This is a genomic window from Fibrobacter sp. UWB4 (assembly GCF_002210345.1).
In the GTDB taxonomy this organism is placed as follows: domain Bacteria; phylum Fibrobacterota; class Fibrobacteria; order Fibrobacterales; family Fibrobacteraceae; genus Fibrobacter.
Genome location: NZ_MWQI01000001.1, coordinates 245,177 through 265,158, shown reverse-complemented (window position 1 = coordinate 265,158; position 19,982 = coordinate 245,177). Strand labels below are relative to the sequence as shown.

Sequence of the window (19,982 nt, the reverse complement as noted above, 5' to 3'; positions counted from 1 at the left end):
TACACCGACATTTACACCGACATCCTAAATATATATTATGCGACGTCGTCGGTCAAGTAGAGCTGCTTTTTCAGGTCTATAACGGCGGCTTCGTAGCCTTCACGGCCGCCAAAAAGCTTCATAATCTTGGGAACGGTGCCAATATGGCTGAACGGGTCCAGTTTCAGGACTTCGTTCTGTTCCATCTGTAAAATGCCGTCATCGGCGTATTTTACGAGAAGGGCTTCCAAAACCTCGCGGGCCTTGCCCTCGTATTTTGCCAAATAATTGCGCTTTTTGACGTTATTCGCGCGTTCACTGCGGGTCAGCGGTTTCTGGTCGAACGCAACGTGGCAAATAATGTCGAACACATCGACTTTCGCAAGGGCCGGGTTCGCCTCGCGGATGGCGTCAATCAGTACATCGTATTCCTTGAGTTCGTCAACGACGGCCGCCTTGCGTTCTTCGGCTGTCCAGCGCTTGATAAAGTCATCAAGTGTTGCGAACTTGCCGCGGATGTTTTTGCGGGTAAAGTCGGTAAAGCTTTCGACCACCTGCGTTTTGCCATCGGCACCCAGATACGAAACCGTTTCGGCATCGATTTTCACTTCAACGTGGTTGATGTAATACTTTTTAGGACCCGGATTGTACGGACGCACGTTTTCATGCATTCCACCGCCGCCACTATGCACAGGTTCCTCGGGCATTTCGGGTTCACCATCAAATTCAGGATCCTTGAACATCTGCGTTGCATTGCGAAAATCAAGGATTTCAAAGTGCCATTTGCCCTTGTCGGTCTTGAGTCGGGTGCCGCGGCCTACAATCTGCTTGAACTCCGTCATCGAGCCGATTTCCTTGTCAATGACGATAAGTCCGCAAGTCTTGCAGTCAGCTCCCGTACTCAACATTTCGGAGGTTGTCACCACAACCGGATATGGTTCGCTGGGTTCAAGGAAATTTCCCAGTTCCTTCTTTCCAACCGCATCATCGCCCGTAATGCGCATTACATAGCGAGGGTCTTCCTTAACCATGTCTGCATTTAAGGAAACGAGCAGTTGGCGCATAGCATCAGCTTCTTCTACATCGGTGCAGAACACAATGGTCTTGGTCATGCGGCCAATTTTGTAAAGCATCTGCGTAATGCGGCGAGCAACCACCTCGCGGCGGGTCTTGATAACGAGTTCGCGGCCAAAATCCGGACGCTGATACAACTGCTCCGGAATGACGTTACCGAAAAGGTCCAGTTCTTGCGGGCCTTCTGGCGCCCAGCCTTTCAAGTCCACATTCAAGAAACTGTTTGTCACGCGGTACGGAGCAAGGAAGCCATCTTCGATTCCCTGCTTCAACGAATACGTGAAAAGCGGTTCGCCAAAGTATTCCAGGTTGTTCGCTCCAAACTTGACCTTTGGCGTCGCCGTCATGCCAATCTGCGTTGCACCACTGAAATATTCTAGGATTCTTCGCCATTCGGAATCTTCTTTTGCGGAGCCACGATGACATTCATCTACAAGAATCAAATCGAAGAATTCTGGCTTGAAATCCATGAACGGATCGGGAACGCCTTCATCGTACGAAACCAACTGTTGATAAAGAGCCATGTAGATTTCGTAACTAGAGTCCATGTCCTTGCCCTTGATTTTCGTCATTATTTTTTTGAAGGGCTTGAAATCTTGAATCATCGTCTGATCAATAAGGAAATTACGATCCGCAAGATACAGAATCTTCTTTTTGCAACCGGACTTGTGCAGACGTTCAATAATCTGAAATGCAGTGAAAGTCTTACCAGTGCCCGTCGCCATCACGAGCAAAATTCTTTTTTGACCTTTAGCAACCGCTTCGATTGTTCGGTTAATTGCGATACGTTGATAATAACGCGGCTTATGTGTGTCGGCATCCCAGTAATAAGGCTGGTTGATGACAGTTTCCTGCTCTGGGGTAAGTTTCTTACTTGCTCGCACGCGTTCAAGGAGCTGTTCGCGAGTCGGGAACTTGTCAAGCGGAATATCCGCTTCCATTCCCGTCAAAAAGTCATGCTCTACAAAGCCATCTCCATTGCTGCTGTAAGCAAATGGAATGTCAAGAATCTGGGCATAGTCCATCGCCTGTTGCAAGCCGCCACCTACGGGATGGTTGTTGTCTTTCGCCTCGACAATAGCGATTGGGTAATTCGGCGAAGAATAAAGCAGATAATCAGCCTTTTTTCCCTGTTTGCGGGCATGCTTGCCACCCTGGAAAATAACGCGCCCATCGGTGAAATACTTTTCCATAAGCATATCTTCGGCCGCCCAGCCCACAGCGTTTAACGCCGGCGTAATGTAGCGGTTCTTGATATCTTCTTCGGAAAGATCTTTCTTGTTTTCGGGCATCGGTGTAAATATATATCAAAAAGGAGTTCTTCGATTATGGGAAAAGCTCAAAAAAGGCGGTTTTTAGAGAAATTTAAGTATTTTCTGGTGAAATTTCATCCAAATACGGAAATTGTTTAATCACTCCGAATTTCGTTTAAAAATCAATAAAGCAACTACAAATTTGAATATTTGTAGTCGTTTTGTACAGATAAATTGCGTTAGGGATAGTGACCACGGTGTGGCGGAGCAAGGCTCCGTTCTAGGAGGTGAGCGACGAGCGTAGCGAAGGCGGTTGCCCCTAGAATATAGCCCGACCTTGCCCATGGGCAAGGGAACGCCCAACCGCCGAGCATTCAGCTCACAACGCATTTTTACAGAATCACTAGATCCTTCGACTTCACTAGCGTTACGCTCAGGATGACACCGCTAATATGCAATAACTAGACTTTACTGGATTGGGCAAAAGCCCCCATGACGCGGTCGAAGCGCGTTTTTTGAAACTTTACTGGATTCTTCGCTTCGCTCAGAATGACGAGAAGCACGTACCCCCGTCTTTTACTACATGGCACCCCATTGGGGTGCATGTCGTGCGACTCGGCTATAAAAATGAGCAAGCTCATTTTTGCAGCACTCGTCTTTGGCACACTTCGTGTGCCTTTTTTTTAGACTCAAAAATGGTCCTGCAAGCAGTCCCGCTTCACTCGTCATACGAAAAAGTTCCTACATTTTCGCATAGTAACATTCTCTACCGGGATCGCCATCCCGATGGATTAACTCTCAACAAATGAGGAACAAACAAAAAATGGCAAGAGCATTGATTATCGGTTGTGGCGCCGTTGCCACAGTTGCTATCAAGAAGTGCTGCACCTGCAGCGAAGTTTTTAGCGAAATCTGCATCGCCAGCCGTCATCGCGAAAATTGCGAGAAGTTGGCTCAGGAACTCCGCCCGAATACGAAGACGGTCATCACGACTGCCGCTGTCGATGCGGACAAGGCCGAGAACGTCTCTGCTCTTATTAGAGAATACAAGCCGGACCTGGTGATGAATATCGCTCTCCCCTACCAGGACCTCGCCATCATGGATGCATGCCTTGAATGTGGCGTGAACTACATGGACACGGCGAACTACGAGCCGGAAAATATCGATGATCCGGAATGGCGCAAGGTCTACGACAAGCGCTGCAAGGAAAAAGGCTTTAGCGCCTACTTCGATTACAGCTGGCAGTGGGCTTACAAGGAAAAGTTTGAAAAGGCTGGTCTCACGGCATTGTTGGGTTCCGGCTTTGACCCGGGTGTTTCTCAGGCATACTGCGCCTACGCCTTGAAGCACCAGTTCGACACGATCGAAGAAATCGATATTCTCGACTGCAATGGCGGCGATCACGGTTACAAGTTCGCCACGAACTTCAACCCGGAAATCAACCTCCGCGAAGTTTCTGCTCCGGGCAGCTACTGGGACACGGACGAAAACGGCAAGGGTCACTGGGTTGAAATTCCGGCCATGAGCATCAAGCGCGAATACAACTTCGCACAGGTCGGCAAGAAGGACATGTACCTCCTCCACCACGAAGAAATTGAATCCTTGGCCCAGAACATTCCGGGCATCAAGCGCATCCGCTTCTTCATGACGTTTGGTCAGAGCTACCTCGACCACATGCGTTGCCTCGAAGACGTGGGCATGCTCAGCACGCAGCCGATCAAGTTCCAGGGTCAGGACATTGTTCCGATCCAGTTCCTCAAGGCTCTCCTCCCGGATCCGGCAAGCCTCGGTCCTCGCACGGTGGGCAAGACGAACATCGGTTGCATTTTCAAGGGCACTAAGGATGGCAAGCCGAAGACTTACTATCTGTACAACGTTTGCGACCACCAGGAATGCTACAAGGAACTCGGCAGCCAGGCTATCGCCTACACGACTGGCGTTCCGGCTATGTGCGGTGCCATGATGGTGCTCACGGGCAAGTGGAACAAGCCGGGTGTGCATACGGTCGAAGAGTTCGATCCGGATCCGTTCATGGAAGCCCTCACTAAGTACGGTCTCCCGTGGAACGAAGACTTCAACCCGGTGCTTGTCGATTAGTAGGAAGTAGGAAGTTAGAAGTAGACAGGAATAACGCAAGTAAAACTGTCTACTGCCTACCGTCTACTGTCTACTGATCCGAAGGATCATTCATGAAAAAATGGCGCATTGACGATTCCCGAGATCTTTACAACGTAAAGGGTTGGGGCGTAAGTTACTTTGACATTAACGACAAGGGTCACGCGACGGTTTCGCCGATCAAGAACGGCGGTCCGAGCATTGACCTTTACGAGCTCGTGCAGGAACTTTCCTTGCGCGATGTTTCGACTCCTGTGTTGTTGCGTTTCCCGGATATTCTGGACAGCCGCATCGAAAAGATTCACGAGTGCTTCACGAAGGCGACGACTGAATATGGCTACAAGGGTGGCCATTACAGCATCTTCCCGATCAAGGTGAACCAGCAGCGTGCGGTCTTGGAAGAAGTGGTGAGTCACGGTTCCAAGTTCAACATCGGCCTCGAGGCAGGTTCCAAGCCGGAACTCCATGCGGTTCTTGCGAACATGCAGAACCCGGACGCTTTGATCATCTGCAACGGCTACAAGGACGAAGACTTTATCGAACTTGCACTCCTCGCACAGAAAATGGGCAAGAAGATTTTCATTGTCGTCGAGAAGATGAACGAGCTTCACTTGGTTGTAGACTTGTCTCGTCGCATCGGAGTGCGCCCGAACATCGGCATCCGCATCAAGCTTGCAAGCTCAGGCAGCGGCAAGTGGGAAGAATCCGGCGGATACCACAGCAAGTTCGGTCTCAATAGCTCTGAACTTTTGGAAGCTCTCGACTACATCAAGGAAGAGAAGATGGAAGACTGTATGAAGCTCATCCACTTCCACTTGGGTAGCCAGATTACGAACATTCGCCATATCAAGAATGGACTCCGCGAAGTGTCGCAGTTCTACGTCCAAATTAGAAAGATGGGCATGGGCCTTGAATTCGTGGACGTGGGCGGCGGCTTAGGCGTAGATTACGACGGTACACGCAGTTCTAACGCGAGCTCCGTGAACTATTCCATCCAGGAATACGCAAACGACGTCGTGTACGCGATGTACGAAGCTTGCGAAAACGGCGACGTTCCTCACCCGAACATCATTGCGGAATCAGGCCGTGCTCTTTCGGCTCACCATTCCATCCTGGTGTTCAACGTGCTTGAAACGGCTGGCCAGGCGTTCTTTGACGAAAGTATTCATGAAATCAGCGATGATGCGCCGGAAGCACTGAAGGACTTGTACGGCATTTACAAGAGCCTTTCTCCGAAGAACTTGCTCGAAAGCTGGCACGATGCCATGCAGATTAACGACGACACCTTGAGCGGTTTCAAGATGGGCGACGTGGATTTGCAGACGCGCGCTATGAGCGAACGCTTGTTCTGGAGCATCGCCCGCAAGGTGGACCAGCTCGCTCGCGACTTGCGCCATCCGCCTTATGAATTGAGCGAACTTCCGCGCTTGCTTGCCGAAAAGTACTTCTGCAACTTCAGCCTTTTCCAGAGCCTCCCGGACAGCTGGGGCGTGGATCAGGTGTTCCCGATTATGCCGATCCAGCGTTTGGACGAAGAGCCGACGATTGAGACGACAATTCAGGATGTGACTTGCGATAGTGACGGCAAGATTGACATGTTCGTTCGCGGCGGCGAAGTGGCACGAACCATTCCGCTCCATCCGATCAAGAAAGACGAGCCATACTTTATCGCGGTTTACCTCGTCGGTGCATACCAGGAAATTCTCGGTGACCTCCACAACCTCTTTGGCGATACGAATGCCGTACACATTGTCTGCAACGACAACGGCGGCTACGACATCGACAAGGTGATTGACGGCGAATCCGTGGAAGACGTGCTCGACTACGTGAACTTCAGCGACAAGGCTCTTGTCCGCAACATGGAAAACTGGGTCACGCGCTCTGTGAAGGAAGGAAAGATTACGCTTCAGGAAGGCAAGGAATTCTTGAACATCTATCGTTCCGGACTTTACGGATACACGTATCTGGAGTAAGAAGTAGACAGTAGGAAGTAGACAGGACTGTAGGCGGGATTGCCCGCCCATGGTCCAAGAGCCGAAAGAAGTGTCATTGGTTATACTAGTAACTATTTTATGATTCACGAAATTGCTCCGCACAAGTTAGATAACGAATTTAAAGACATCGCACCGAAGCCCACTGATTACTTGATTATTTTCAATGGCGAGCAAACGCTTTTCAAGAAAGCTGGCGACAACTTCGCCATTCCGCGTGTAAGCGAGTTTCCACAGTGCGAATGCCATTACCTGATCAGCATTGACGGGGACGTTTATTTCTTGTGCAATACGAATCTGCCAGAAGTTCCAGAAGGCTATGAGTTCCGCGGCAACCGCACGTTCCGTACGCTTGAAAGCCATTTGGAGCGCCTCGGCGGTGCAACGTCGGCACACATTGCCAAGTGGGAAAGTTTGAACAAGTTCTGCGGCAAGTGTGGATGCCTCATGAAGCGTGGCCTCAAAGAACGCTCCATGATCTGCCCAAGCTGCAAGAACACGGTCTACCCCAAGATTTCGCCGGTCGTAATTGTCGCTGTTCGCAACGGCAATGAACTTTTGATGGCTCGCAACTTGGACAATCCGGACAAGACACGCATGTTCCTGATTTCTGGATTCGTGGAAATCGGCGAATCGCTTGAGCAGGCGGTCAAGCGCGAAGTCCTGGAAGAAGCGGGCGTCCGCGTGAAGAACATCAAGTACTTTGGCAGCCAGCCGTGGCCATTCTCGGAATCGCTCATCTCGGGCTACACAGCAGAACTCGATGGCGATCCGACGATTCACATGCAAGAAGCGGAACTCGCTTGCGCCACTTGGGTCAAGCGCGAAGACATTCCCGAATACGACACGAGCGTAAGCATCAGCAGTTGCCTGATCGAGAATTTCCGTTCGGGATATACGATTAAGGAATAATGCAACAGCAAGAAATTACTGGATCCTGCTCCTTCGAACCTAATTCAACTAAGGCACTAAAGTGCCTAGTTTCATATATCACCCTTACAGGGTTCAGGATGACGAGTACAGAAAAGCGCGGCCGATAAGCCGCGCATTTTCATCATGTCATTCTGAGGGTAAAGCCCGAAGAATCCAGTTACTTTTTCTTCGCCTTACTCGGAGCAGTCTTAGGTGCAGCCTCGGGTTTGTTCGCAAGTACAACGTATAAAGTATCGTGAATCACGACCGTATCGCGCACGACAAGTGTATCGTGGACAAAGACCGTGTCGCGAGAGCAGACAACATTTGCAGTACTGCTTGCGGGAATCATCGCAGAAGAAGAATTCGCCACCGGCACAGAAACAACCGCAGAAGAACTCGACTGAGCGGCACTGGAGCTAGACTGCGCAGCACTAGAAAGGGCAGCGCTTGACTGCGCAACGCTCGTTACAGACGAAGGCATTTTTTCAATCACCGTTATCAACGAATCACGGACATTGCGGAGGCTGTCCAACTGCTTGCGGTAACGCGTCTTATTGCCCGGACGGCGCTCTCTAGAGTACTGGACTTCAATCTTATCAATTTGCGATTCAACACTCCTGAGTTCATCGAACACAGGACCTTCACCTTTAACTGCTCCCGTTGGCGTAAAGAAGTTCGCAAAGCGCTGCCAGAAGGAGCGCTCTTCACCCCAAGCGGTGTTCAAGGAAACAAGACAAACAAAGAGAGTAAATACTTTGCAAATAGATTTAAACTTGATATTAAGCATATTTCAATAATAGAAAAAAAGAAGGCATCCCTTTACAAGCCCCCTAATTTTACTAAATTAAGACTACCCACGCGGGAGTAGCTCAGTTGGTAGAGCGCGACCTTCCCAAGGTCGATGTCGAGGGTTCGAGACCCTTTTCCCGCTCTAAAATAAATGGATCCCTTTTGGGGTCCATTTATTTTAGATTGTGAACAAGTCGAGAACCCGAGAAGAGGGTTCGACAAAATTCGGTCATGGACGAAGTCCGAAGAGCGAATTTTGGAATTATCGCGCAAGCGATAAGCCCGTTAGGGTGAGTCGTCAGCCGCGCAAGCGGAGACTGACGACGAATCAAACCCGTTCCCGCTCGAAAGCAAAGACGACACCTTTATGGTGTCGTTTTTGCTTTTATTCGTAAATAAGGTCGAGAACCCGAGAAGAGGGTTCGACAAAATTCGATCATGGACGAAGTCCGAAGAGCGAATTTTGGAATTATCGCGCAAGCGATAAGCCCGTTAGGGTGAGGAGTCAGCCGCGTTAGCGGAGACTGACGACGAATCAAACCCGTTCCCGCTCGAAATTAAAAAGTCAGGCTCAAAGCCTGGTCTTTTATTTTACTAGTGATATAAGCAGGTCGAGAACCCGAGAAGAGGGGTCCATCCCCAATAAATTACGGTTCCAAATAATAATCTGGGCGGATTCCGAGAGCCACTTCATCAGCTTCTAATTCTGCGGCTGGCACATTTCGACCGATCACAAGCGCCGAGTCAAAGCCGGCAACTTTTGCGCCGAACACATCCGTCCCAAGCGTATCGCCAATCATCAGCACACGAGAGTCCGCAGGAAGCGAAGCTTTAACACGTTCCCAAATCTGCGGGAAGGGCTTGCCCAAGTAATAAGTTTCACAGCCCACTCCCCCATTCGCCTCGCACATCGAATCACGACGCAAGCGTTCTGAAAGCGCTCCCGAAACAGGTTCACGAACAGTCACGCCATTTTCATCAGGAATTTTGGGCGCCCATGCATCTGAATTGAGAACGAGAAGGATTGCACCTGGGCGCTGCAAAATCTTAACCGCGCGCGCAAATGTTTCTGGCGTATCCTTCGCTGAAGAAATCGCAACAATCGGCTCGGCAGGTTCAGCATCCATCGCAACAGCTGTGATTCCACAAGCTTCAAGCACATGCTTGCCCGTCTCGCGACCGATGTAATAGACCTCGCGCAATCCAAGCGGTTTCGCGGCAGTTCCACCAGCGCATCCATTCACAATTCCGGCAGTCGCATTTCCGTCCGCGCGTTCACCACGACGCAGCCGTTCCACAAATTCCCGCAACAAGCTCCCCGACGAAATCGTCTCTTCCGTCGAAAAGTCAAAACCGCGCTTGTCCGCATCACGAGCCAAGACTTCATCGACATCCGAGGCAGCATTCGTCACCAATCGAAGATGTTTCCCTGCACGGCGGAGCATCTGAAACCAGTCCATCGCACCGGGGTAAACAAAGCTACCGCGATTGTAGAGCGTTCCATAGCCATCAAAGCAAAACGCATCGTAACGGTCCAGCAAATCCGCCATGTGGACACGGGGCGGTTCGGGTAAAGAAACAGAACGAGGCAAAGCCGCTTCTAATGGAGATTCCCGGTCGGAGCCGGGAATGACAAGAGTGCGCAAGGGCGTACTCGCACTTTGCGATTCAATAATTTGCTTGTAACGCAGGTAGATTTCTGTTTCAAATTGTTCCATTAAAATTCGCTTTTGACCATCATCTTAGCGAGAAAGATGATTCTTAAACTCTAGATTTGACTGGATCCTTCGCGATGCTCAGGATGACAAGTGCGCGATAAGCCCTTATGCGTCGCTACGGAGGATGCCGTAATCGCGACCTTCCACGGGAATCACAAGCTGCAACTTCGAAAGCGTCTTGATGTGCTTTTCAAAAACGACCTTGAAATCTTCGCCAAGTTCTTCTTCGTCATCGTGATCGAGATTGTAGGCTACGTAGCTACCATCCGCAAAAATCGAGATGCAGCAATCCCACGTGATATCGCCTTCCTGCGGCTTTTCGTCATCGGCACGGTCCTTGCTTTCGAGCATCAGAATCGGGCGCGGTGCAGGAATCGGTTCGGCATGGCCGTTTTCAAAAATAAAGTAATTGCGGCTCACGAGTTCATGTTCAAGAGCCATCGTACTCGGCACTCGGGCAAATTCACCGCGCAAGCGGTTGATGTTTCCAAGATCGTCTTCGTACGGGTCCTGGAAATCTTCGGGCAACACTATCTGGTAGTAGTCAAACTTTTTACCGCTAGAGGCATAGTTGTCCTGCCAGGACTGAGGCGGTTCCGGACGGATCGTCAAGAAATCTTCAAAGGCATCCAGAATTTCGTTCAAACGGGAAGTCCAAGGTTCGTCCTTCAACTTCTGCACGAGTTCCATAAAACTGTTCAGGCTTTCTTCGCCCGTGATAGACTTCAATTCTTCTTCGTTTTCTGCCATTGTGACCTCTATTTTTTACTCGACAAATGTAGAAAAGTATCTACGATCCAAAACTAGACTTCACTGGATCCTTCGACTACGCCCTTACGGGCTTCGCTCAGGATGACAAGCGCCGAGTGATTTTTCTTTCGTCTCTCGTCTACCAGCGAAGCGGTCTTTCGTCTAATATCACCATTCTTCCACGGTTTTCACCGTGAGGCTCATAGCGATGTCTTTCTCGTAGTACGCAGGTTCGTTGATGAATATCGGGTAGACCGATCGACCGTCCGGTTCACCTTCAAACAGGATATCCTTGCCATCGAACGTGCGGAAAAGTTTGTCGCCCTTCTTAAGTTCGCGGTAATCATGACCATCCAATTCCGGGTGGATCATCGCCTGTATGGCGCCACCACCCTGCGGCTTCGGGTAGCCCAGGTCTCGCCATTGCGTATAAACTTCAACCTTAATCGGGGCGCGCTTCTGCAGCTCGCCACGGTTCCATTCTTCCGCAAGTTCCAAATAACGTTTCACGAGCTTTTCGGAACGTTCAAAAATTTCAGCGTTCAACGTTCCATGCTGCTGCGGACCAATTTCAATGCACACATCCGCCTTGGCGACCGTTCCAAAATACGGAGAAGCACTGCGTTCTTCGGGCTGGTAATAAATCCAGGCATCCTCGAATTCTTGCGTGAGCACAGCAGACGCCTTCATCGTGAACGGATCACGAGTCGAAAGAATCAAGCAATAGCCCATGTTCGAACCCGTATTGTGCACGTCCAGAATCAAGTCCGTACGCGTATTCTCACCCTTGGGGCCATAAATCTTATTGAGTTCACGAGCGCGACGGAATTCATACGGCGCAGGCTCTACAGTCACATCCAAACAAGTCTGCGAAAAAGCGCGATTCAAGTCATGGTCACGGTAACGGCGATTAAGGCGAACCGCCTCCGGATTTGCAAGCACTACATCAACCGTTGCCGATTTACAAAGCGTGTTATAACATTCAGGATGAGCCTTCCACTTTTCGACCAGGCTCACGCCCGTGCGCTCGTTGCCATGCGTTCCACCGGCAACGACTATTGTGTTGATCTTACTCATAAATCATCCTTATTTCGTTTCATCCTTTTTCTTGAGCCAGGAACCACAAAAATACATCGAGAAGATAACACTTGTCACGAGGAACATAAAGATTCCTATGCAAGCGAGGTGTCCAATGCCCTGCAAGCCTCGATGCGTCGTAAAGAGGAACCCCACAAAGCCCGCAATCGTCGTCGTGGAGCTAGCCATCACGTTACGGCCCGTCGTGTCAAAGAGCTGGCGTATCGACATGTTCTTATTAGAATTTGAAGTCCAGGATGTGATAAAGTGAATCGTCGCATCAATACCGATACCAAGAGTCATCGGAATCACAATCACATTATAGATGCTGATTTTTCCAAACTCAAAGAAATGCGTCAAGCAACCCAAAACGCCAAGAGTCAACAGCGTTCCCATGCCAAACGAAACGCAACCCGCCAGGAAATATTTTGGCTTGCGGAACGAAATGACCAACGTACCAAAAATGACGATAATAATAACAGACGCAAGGCTAAAGCTATCTTCCTTCACAGACTGAATCACATCCGAAAGAATGAACTGCGAAGAGAATGTGCGTAATTTTTCGCCATCAAAATCCCAGTGTCCATAACGGTCCTGGAACAAATGCAAAGCCTTAGCATCCCAGCTTTGGAATCCGCCATAGATAAAGCCAATTTTTCCATAGCTGCCATCTTTTTCACGCAACAGGTCCAAAGCCCAATCAGGAATATCCTTAGCTTCAAAAGCTCTATCCACCGAAGAAAGTTTTCTGAGCGTCGCCACATTTGCGGAGTCCTCCCCTTCAGCGCGGTCGAAAACTCTAGCCTCAACAAGGTCTCGAATTTCTTCAATCACCTCAAGGCGGCGTTCCTGGGAATCCAGAGGCGGAACAAATGTTTTGAGCGTCAAGAAGCTGCGAAGCAACGTATCATGTTCAACATGCAAGCGCACCATCAAGGTGTCGTACAGCAGATCCAGCTGTTCTGACTTGCTGCCCATAACTGCCGCCGGAGTCGATGACGCGCGATTGTTGCTACGCGCTTCACCAGTCCCAATTCGGTCTTTCTTTTCTGTTTTTTCAATGGAAACACGGCGCAAATTACGCAGGTTGTGTTCAAAATCAACATCTCGTGCAAACCAGATTGCCACAATACCAAGAGCAAAGCCGATAAAGGCAAGGACCTTGAAAAAGCTGACAATTTTTGCATCACTCCAGGATTTTGGTAACAAACTCCCCTTAGGTGCAGCAGGGATCCCGCCCATGCACTTGATAAAGACAGGAAGCACAAGCACAGATGTGAGCATACTGAAAATCACGCCCATCGATGCCACAAGACCAAATTCATAAAAGCCGCGGAAATGAGCCGTCAAAAGCGTAAGGAATGCGGCCACCGTCGTAAAACTTGCAAGAATAAAGGGCTTAAGCATCCTTCTCTGGGCAAGTTCGAGAACTTCTTCAAGCGTAGAACTCTTCTGCAAGAATTTTTGTGCCGTTCCCAAAATATGGATAGAATAGTCAATACCAATGCCAAGAATAATGGACGCCACAAAAACCGTAAACGGGTTCATCTTACCGTAGAACAAAGCGGTAAATGCAAGCGTCGGAATGCAAGCATAAAGCACAGATGCCGTCACAAGGATCGGGCCTTTCACGCTCCTAAAGAAGAACATTGTCAGAAGCACAATCAAGACAAGGCTTACGCCGAACGAGAAAATGGAATCATTTGCCACTTCATCGACTTCTTTAAGCCCCTCATAAGTTCCTTCTACAGAGAATCGTGTAGGAACAGGATAAGTTTTGCTGCGGAAGAAAGCAAGCAAGGAATCCGTGCGTTCAAGAATATGCGTTACAAACTCATAATCCGTAGATGGCCTGATGAGCTTTGCATTGACAATACCATTGAACAAGATTTTCCCTGTACTGTCAGGACGAGGGCAACCAATAAGACGCGTCTTCAAATCTTCGGGAACAGGCTTTTTGCCATCCCATTTCGGCTTGTCCGACGATGCAACCTGCTGTTCAGTTTTTTCTTTATTCTTCTTAAAGAACGAATCAAAAGCACCAGCAGCTTCATCGGGAAGGCCCAGCTCCTGCGGTAAATTAGCATCAAACCAGATGCGTTCCTTTTTTTCTGTAGACGAAGAATCGGCAGAGGCATCCCCAAGCAAATCGACTACAAGCGGCCCATTTTTTCGACCAATTTCCAGCTGAAGATCTTCCAAGTTGTCGCGAATGCGTTCAAGGTGCTTGACCGGGAGGTACAAAAGCGCATTATCCTTGAAGAACTTATTGTCGTTATCAACCTGAGTCGAGACAACATCGCCCTGCCAATTTTTGCGAATATAGTCACTGATTGAATCCTGCAAGGCGGCGACCAAGTACGCATCGTCGCTCTGAATGGCAATCATGAATCTGTCGGTGGAACCAAATCGCTGGTAAGACTCTTCAAGAGCCTTTACGCTCGGCGTATTCTCGGGCAAGAGGTGCGAAAGGTCGGCGTCCAGCTTTAATCCCGGCTTTACAAGAATCGGGAAAGCCATCAAAATGGCAAGTAGAATGTAAAAGGCTAGAGCCTTATTTTTATTCCGGCAGACAAGCGGAATATACCACTGTGAAAATCTTTCAGTAAACGACTTTTTCGTGTTCATGCGTAGAAATATATAAATATCCCCATAAACCTATAGCTGTGTCCGCCGCAATTTCCGACGAAACGCCAAAAATCGAGGCTTTTAGGGAATCTGGCAGAAAACCTTTTTTTATCTTTGGAACATGCAAAACGAATATACAGAAGAAAAAATCAAGGGTAACCCAATCGCCCTTTTGCCCATCGCCGTTTTCTTGATACTTTATCTTGGACTCGGCATCACATTCGAATACGTACTCAAGATTCCGATGGGATTTTACAACATCCCGATTGTTGCGGCATTTTTGGTGGCCATTTTTGTGGCATGTGTGCAAAACCGTAAACTGAATTTTGACAGAAAGATGAACGTGATGGCAGGAGCACTTGGCGACAGAAACATCTTCCTGATGATTCTGATATTCCTCTGTGCAGGCATTTTCGCCGGGATTCTCGGGCGGTCAAGCGCTTCGGCAGCCGCATACCTGCTTCTGGATTTTATTCCGGCGCAGTTTGCCGTAGTGGTGTTATTCGTCGTGGCAGCGTTTGTTTCTACCGCAATGGGGACATCCGTCGGGACAATCGCAGTCGTATCGCCTATTGCCGTCGAGGTTGCGCAAGTTGCAGGCTTCGGCGTTCCATTCTGCGTTGCAACCGTGATTGGCGGCGCCATGTTCGGAGACAACCTGAGTTTTATCTCTGATACAACAATTGCAGCAACATCAACGCAAGGCTGCAAAATGAAAGACAAATTCCACGTGAACTTTTTGATTGCCTCCCCTGCGGCGATCCTTGCCATTTTAATTATCACGGCAATTTCTTTTGCAACAGAAGCAAAGACCGTTGCAGAAAGCCCATACAACCTCGTTCAACTGATTCCATACGTACTCGTACTGGTGCTTGCCCTTACGGGGATCAACGTGTTTACAGTGCTGCTGGTCGGCATTGTCGCCGCATCCGTGATTATGGTATGCTTTGGACCTCTCGACATGATTGGACTTTTACAAAACATCGGGAACGGCATTTCCGGAATGTACGAAACGATCCTTGTAGCCGTTCTGGTGAGCGCTCTATGCGGTCTCATCCGCATTCACGGCGGTTTTGCAGCGTTACTTGACTTTATTCACAAAGTATTTAAGGGGCACCGCAGCGGGCAGGTGGGCGTAGGTCTTTTGGTAAGCGCTCTCGACATTGCAACAGCAAACAACACCGTTGCAATTGTAATGGCTGGCCCCATCGCAAAGCAAATGGGTAACGAATACAGGATTTCGCCGAAAAAGACCGCATCACTTTTGGACATTTTCAGCTGCGTGGTTCAAGGGATTTTGCCTTACGGTGCACAAATGCTTGTGGCGCTTGCAGCCATTTCGACAGCAATTCCAGACGCAAACATCAGCGCGTTTGACGTAATCCCCTACATGTTCTATCCATTCCTGCTTCTCGTGAGCGTTCTCGTTTTCATCGCCATTTCTCCAAGAAAAAACAAGCCACAAGAATAGATAGCAAGGCTATTTTTTAAGCCCCAGCAAGCTCAATTCATTTGTTCATTTGAGCAGTTTTTACTATATTTGAACGCATGGATTTTGGAAATTACGGAAAGACTTGGTGGGCAAACAAATGGCTGAACTCGATTCTTGCGACAGCAAGCGATCAAGCTGTTTTGCAAGGACTCAAGTTCGCCGCGCGGGGCCAGGTCACAAGCATCGACATCGTCGATAACCGCGTGATTTCCGTGGTGAAAGGCCCGAATGGAGGCCTCCACAACAACTACATCGTCTTCCCGAAATTTTCTAAAGAATCTTCCGAAATTTTCGTGAGCTTTTTGAAGCAGCAGCCTGCGGAACTATTGGCCCTAAACAACAAGGCGCTTAGCCCGTCGCTTGAACTCTTGATGAGCAAAAGCGGCCTCCAGCTTTTTGACGATCCGGCCAAAGTCAACATGGGTTGCGACTGCCGTGACGAACGCCCGTGCAAATACCTCGTCGCCACGTTTTTGAAAATCGCAGAACAGGCGGACAAGGAGCCGAACGTCCTTTTCAAGATTCACGGACTCGACCTGGATTTTATCAAGGACTACAAGCCGGACTCCATGGAAATGGAAGCACCCAGCGAAACAAATCTCGTGAGGTCGTTCAGCAAGGCAACAAGACTCGTAGGCTCTAATGCCGAAAATGCCGCCGGGAATGCATCCGCAAACGGGAATGTCGCAGGAAGTAATGGGGAAAGCGCAGATAGTGCTGTTGCGAGAAGCGCCGGAGAAAGCGATGAACGCGAGGCCCAAAACGCCGCCGAACTTTCTCATGCGGAAGACGCGAGCGCAAGTTTATTTGGTGGGTATAAAGGCTCAGGCCGCGAATCGCAAAACAGCATTCCACCCAAGCAACTGCCAACATTCGATTTCAAGAGTTGGAAAGACTACTCGCACATTCTGCCCGCGATGTTGCAAAACTTCCCGAAGTTCTGCCCCGCCGGAAATTTCCGCAAGAGTTTTACGGACGAACTAGAATCGTGCCACAAGTTCTTTACCGACTTCGAGAATTTTGACGCTTTCTCGGAACAGTTCCGCGTGAACAACGCAAAGACGTTCCTAATGGAAAACGAGCAACTGCGACTATTCCACAAGCCCGGATGGCATTGGAATTTCGAGCAGTCCATGGCAGACAAGGTCATCAATAGCAATCTTACCGTCACAAACGTGATGGGCGCTCTTTGCTGCCTCAGCGCCGGGAATTTTTCGTGGCACCATTACTCCGTGCGTTACTTGCACTTGATGTTGCAAGTGGCGTTTTACCTTGTGCGCACCGGAGCGATTTACCCGCAAGTTTTCTGGATCGGGAAAGACGTAGCGCAAATGCGCTGGCTCCCCGCCGAGATGCTCCCCGAGATTCTCTACATTGTCGCAGACCTCGAAGTCACCGCCCCGAGAGAACTCGCGTGGACAAGCAAAGAAGAAGCCTTCTTTGAAATTGCGGAGCCCGCCGAGCACATTCTGTCGCTGTTCATCTCGCAGCTCTTGAAATTTGCGCGCAAATACAAGACACCTCTCAAGACGAATCACGGCAACTTGCTCTCGTTCTTTTTCGATAGCGTTTCAGGAAAGCTCGCAAACAACGCACATGCCATTCCGGGGAAAATCCAGCAATGGCTCTCGGTGTATTCTTGCCTCGGTTGTCGCACGCAGATTCTCTTTGTCTGTAGCGAAATGGACGAAGATGTGGCACTGGACGTTTTTGTACTTGACGAAGATGCAGCGAGTGCAAGCGGGAATGCGGCGGGACCTGTGAATGCCCCGAGACGCACGCCGCTTTCGGAATTATTCGAAAACAACGACTCACGATTGCTCTCGATTATGAGCGTTCTGAACGGCATTGCCGATGGCTTCAAGCCGCTCGATGCGTACTTGGAACGCCGAGCAAGCGAACCGATTTTGATGCGAGGCGCCGAACTCCTCGAATTTTTGCAGGATTGCCTCAAAAAACTCCAACTGTTCGGCATCCAGACGGAAATTCCAAAGAACCTCTTGAACATCGGAAAGCCGAAGCCCAAGATGCGCTTGCAAGGAAGCATGAGCTTTGGTGCATTTACAGCCGGAGACTTGCTAGACTTCGATTGGGAAATTGCGATTGGAGACGAAAACATTTCGGCAAAGGAATTTTTGGAACTCGCAGAACAAGCGGACGGACTTTTAAAATACAAGTCCAGTTACGTGCAAATTACTGAACAGGATTTGCAATCCATCCGCGATAAAATTGAAGGCAAGTCTGGCGCAGACGCCAAAGATGGCAAAGGCAAAAAAACTGCTGGGGATGATGCGGGAACGTCTTCTGATAATGCCGCGGAAAACGCCGACGAAATCCTCGAAGAAGATTCCGTTCCAGAAATCACGCAAGCCAAACTCGTACAAGCTTGCTTCACCGGTGAATGCGACAACATCCCGGTGGAAATGGCAAGCGATTTCAAGCAACAGTTCGACGCCTGGCGCGCCGAAACGGACATTCCATTGCCCGAGAATCTAAACGCGACACTCCGCCCCTACCAAATGCGCGGCTACTCCTGGATGTACAAGAATCTAGAAATCGGATTCGGTTGCATACTCGCCGATGACATGGGTCTTGGCAAGACGCTGCAAGTCATTACGTTCCTCCTCAAGATGAAACAGGAAGGCAAATTCGCGGAGAAAAAAGCCATTGTCGTAATGCCCGCCGGCCTCCTTTGCAACTGGCAAGTCGAAATCAAGAAGTTCGCGCCGGAACTCACATTCTTTGCGTACCACGGAGGCCGCCGCGACCTACAAAAGTTCAGCGCCGACGTATTGCTCACGACATATGCCACGTTCCGCAAGGACTTTGCCGAACTCGACAAGCACGAATGGCAAACGATTATCATCGATGAAGCACAAAACATCAAAAACGCCGATAGCGAACAGAGTAAATTGCTCCGTCGCATGCGCGCCCCGATGAAAATCGCGATGAGTGGCACCCCGGTCGAAAACCGCCTTATGGAATTCTGGACCATCATGGATTTTGCGAACCACGGGTTCTTCCCGAGCGCAAGTGAATTCCGCGAAAAATTCGAAACGCCAATTCAAAAGAACGGCAACCAGATTGTCGCCGAAACATTCCGCAAAATTACAGCACCATTCATGCTGCGCCGTCTCAAGACCGACAAGAGCATCATCAGCGACTTGCCCGATAAAATCATCCAAGACGAATACGCCGAACTCACGCGCTCACAAGCCGCTCTTTATCAAAAGACACTTGAACATTTTATGCAAGAGCTCGAGATGGAGCAGGCGCTCAGCGAAAAGGCAAACGATGCCCACGCACTATTCAAGCGCAAGGGCATTATTTTGCAGATGATTCTTGCCCTCAAGCAAATCTGCAACCACCCCGCCACATTCCTGAAAGGTCTCGCCGCAACCTCAGCACAAGACGCCGCGGCAGTCCCTACAGAAAGCGCGAATTCCCCGTCCCAACGTCATCCAGACGATCACCGGGAGGAAGACTACCTTAAAGGCGAGTGTCGCGACCAAGCAGGCTTGGGCATGACCGAGCCCAAAGGGAGGGGCGAAGCCCCATCCAGTGAAGTCTTGTCCAACGTTCCTAAATCCAGCAAGCTCGAATCCGGCAAGATGCAAATGCTCCTGGACCTCCTCACATCCATCCAAGAGCAAGGCGAAAAGACGCTCATCTTCACGCAATTTGCCGAAATGGGGCACCTGCTAAAATCCACAATCGAAAGCGAACTCGGCCTCCGTACGCATTTCTACCACGGCGGTTGCACACAAACGCAGCGTTCCGAAATGATCCAGGATTTCCAGGAAAATCCGGACTGCAAAGTGCTCATTCTCTCGCTCAAGGCTGGAGGCACCGGCCTCAACCTTGTTGCCGCTTCGCAAGTCATCCATTACGATTTGTGGTGGAACCCCGCCATCGAAGCGCAAGCCACCGACCGCGCCTTCCGTATCGGCCAAAAGCGCAACGTCCAAGTCCACCGCTTTATCACCAAAGGCACCTTCGAAGAGAAGATCAACTCCCTCCTCGAAACCAAAAAAGCCATCGCCAACTTGACCGTGAACGCTGGCGAAACATGGCTCGCCGACATGGACGACAAGCAACTCGCCGAAGTCTTCTGCCTGGACAACACGATTGTGTAAAACAGGTCGCTTGACTTTTAAAATTCTATTTTGTAGATTAGCAACACTTAGAAATTAAAGTCTC

The 19,982-nt window shown here is 49.6% G+C and carries 11 protein-coding genes and 1 tRNA gene; 6 read left to right on the top strand and 6 right to left on the bottom strand.

Annotated features, from left to right (window positions below):
• Positions 1-35: 35 nt before the first annotated feature.
• Positions 36-2,345, bottom strand: coding sequence for an EcoAI/FtnUII family type I restriction enzme subunit R (hsdR, locus tag B7990_RS01135; protein ID WP_088639232.1), 2,310 nt, complete (start codon positions 2,343-2,345; stop codon positions 36-38).
• 784 nt (positions 2,346-3,129) lie between these two features.
• Between hsdR and B7990_RS01125 the strand changes: the two genes are divergently transcribed.
• From B7990_RS01125 to nudC, 3 genes are all read left to right on the top strand, one after another.
• On the top strand, positions 3,130-4,404 hold the full coding sequence (locus B7990_RS01125) for a saccharopine dehydrogenase family protein (protein WP_072826787.1): 1,275 nt from the start codon (positions 3,130-3,132) through the stop codon (positions 4,402-4,404).
• A 92-nt stretch (positions 4,405-4,496) separates the two neighbouring features.
• Complete coding sequence (speA, locus tag B7990_RS01120; protein WP_088639230.1) at positions 4,497-6,395, top strand: biosynthetic arginine decarboxylase; 1,899 nt, start codon at positions 4,497-4,499, stop codon at positions 6,393-6,395.
• Positions 6,396-6,494: 99 nt separating this feature from the next.
• On the top strand, positions 6,495-7,325 hold the full coding sequence (nudC, locus tag B7990_RS01115) for an NAD(+) diphosphatase (protein WP_088639229.1): 831 nt from the start codon (positions 6,495-6,497) through the stop codon (positions 7,323-7,325).
• A 178-nt stretch (positions 7,326-7,503) separates the two neighbouring features.
• Here nudC and B7990_RS01110 read toward each other — a convergent pair whose 3' ends face one another.
• Entirely contained in the window at positions 7,504-8,115 is a 612-nt protein-coding gene (locus B7990_RS01110; RefSeq protein WP_088639228.1) for a hypothetical protein, read from the bottom strand.
• 71 nt (positions 8,116-8,186) lie between these two features.
• Between B7990_RS01110 and B7990_RS01105 the strand changes: the two genes are divergently transcribed.
• A tRNA-Gly gene (locus B7990_RS01105) sits at positions 8,187-8,259 on the top strand.
• A gap of 505 nt (positions 8,260-8,764) precedes the next feature.
• Here the strand turns inward: B7990_RS01105 and B7990_RS01100 are convergent.
• The 4 genes from B7990_RS01100 to B7990_RS01085 form a co-directional block, all read right to left on the bottom strand.
• The gene (locus tag B7990_RS01100; protein ID WP_088639227.1) at positions 8,765-9,835 is read right to left on the bottom strand and encodes an HAD-IIA family hydrolase; all 1,071 of its coding nucleotides are present in this window, start codon (positions 9,833-9,835) and stop codon (positions 8,765-8,767) included.
• Positions 9,836-9,940: 105 nt separating this feature from the next.
• Positions 9,941-10,585: a hypothetical protein gene (locus tag B7990_RS01095; protein ID WP_088639226.1), complete on the bottom strand. Its 645-nt coding sequence runs from the start codon at positions 10,583-10,585 to the stop codon at positions 9,941-9,943.
• Between the two features lie 168 nt (positions 10,586-10,753).
• Positions 10,754-11,662, bottom strand: coding sequence for an aspartoacylase (locus tag B7990_RS01090; RefSeq protein ID WP_088639225.1), 909 nt, complete (start codon positions 11,660-11,662; stop codon positions 10,754-10,756).
• A 9-nt stretch (positions 11,663-11,671) separates the two neighbouring features.
• Positions 11,672-14,290, bottom strand: coding sequence for an RND family transporter (locus tag B7990_RS01085; RefSeq protein ID WP_088639224.1), 2,619 nt, complete (start codon positions 14,288-14,290; stop codon positions 11,672-11,674).
• A 121-nt stretch (positions 14,291-14,411) separates the two neighbouring features.
• On the opposite strand from B7990_RS01085, the gene B7990_RS01080 reads away from it, so the two are divergent.
• Both B7990_RS01080 and B7990_RS01075 read left to right on the top strand, forming a co-directional pair.
• Entirely contained in the window at positions 14,412-15,761 is a 1,350-nt protein-coding gene (locus B7990_RS01080; RefSeq protein WP_088639223.1) for a Na+/H+ antiporter NhaC family protein, read from the top strand.
• Between the two features lie 77 nt (positions 15,762-15,838).
• Positions 15,839-19,918, top strand: a complete 4,080-nt coding sequence (locus B7990_RS01075) for an SNF2-related protein (protein WP_088639222.1) — start codon at positions 15,839-15,841, stop codon at positions 19,916-19,918.
• Positions 19,919-19,982 lie beyond the last annotated feature (64 nt).

What these genes read in the sequence shown, in the direction of transcription:
- B7990_RS01095 (WP_088639226.1), bottom strand. Translation starts at nt 10,585, where the DNA reads ATGGCAGAAAACGAAGAAGAATTGAAGTCTATCACGGGCGAAGAAAGC.
- hsdR (WP_088639232.1), bottom strand. Translation starts at nt 2,345, where the DNA reads ATGCCCGAAAACAAGAAAGATCTTTCCGAAGAAGATATCAAGAACCGC.
- B7990_RS01075 (WP_088639222.1), top strand. Translation starts at nt 15,839, where the DNA reads ATGGATTTTGGAAATTACGGAAAGACTTGGTGGGCAAACAAATGGCTG.
- B7990_RS01125 (WP_072826787.1), top strand. Translation starts at nt 3,130, where the DNA reads ATGGCAAGAGCATTGATTATCGGTTGTGGCGCCGTTGCCACAGTTGCT.
- B7990_RS01110 (WP_088639228.1), bottom strand. Translation starts at nt 8,115, where the DNA reads ATGCTTAATATCAAGTTTAAATCTATTTGCAAAGTATTTACTCTCTTT.
- speA (WP_088639230.1), top strand. Translation starts at nt 4,497, where the DNA reads ATGAAAAAATGGCGCATTGACGATTCCCGAGATCTTTACAACGTAAAG.
- nudC (WP_088639229.1), top strand. Translation starts at nt 6,495, where the DNA reads ATGATTCACGAAATTGCTCCGCACAAGTTAGATAACGAATTTAAAGAC.
- B7990_RS01100 (WP_088639227.1), bottom strand. Translation starts at nt 9,835, where the DNA reads ATGGAACAATTTGAAACAGAAATCTACCTGCGTTACAAGCAAATTATT.
- B7990_RS01090 (WP_088639225.1), bottom strand. Translation starts at nt 11,662, where the DNA reads ATGAGTAAGATCAACACAATAGTCGTTGCCGGTGGAACGCATGGCAAC.
- B7990_RS01085 (WP_088639224.1), bottom strand. Translation starts at nt 14,290, where the DNA reads ATGAACACGAAAAAGTCGTTTACTGAAAGATTTTCACAGTGGTATATT.
- B7990_RS01080 (WP_088639223.1), top strand. Translation starts at nt 14,412, where the DNA reads ATGCAAAACGAATATACAGAAGAAAAAATCAAGGGTAACCCAATCGCC.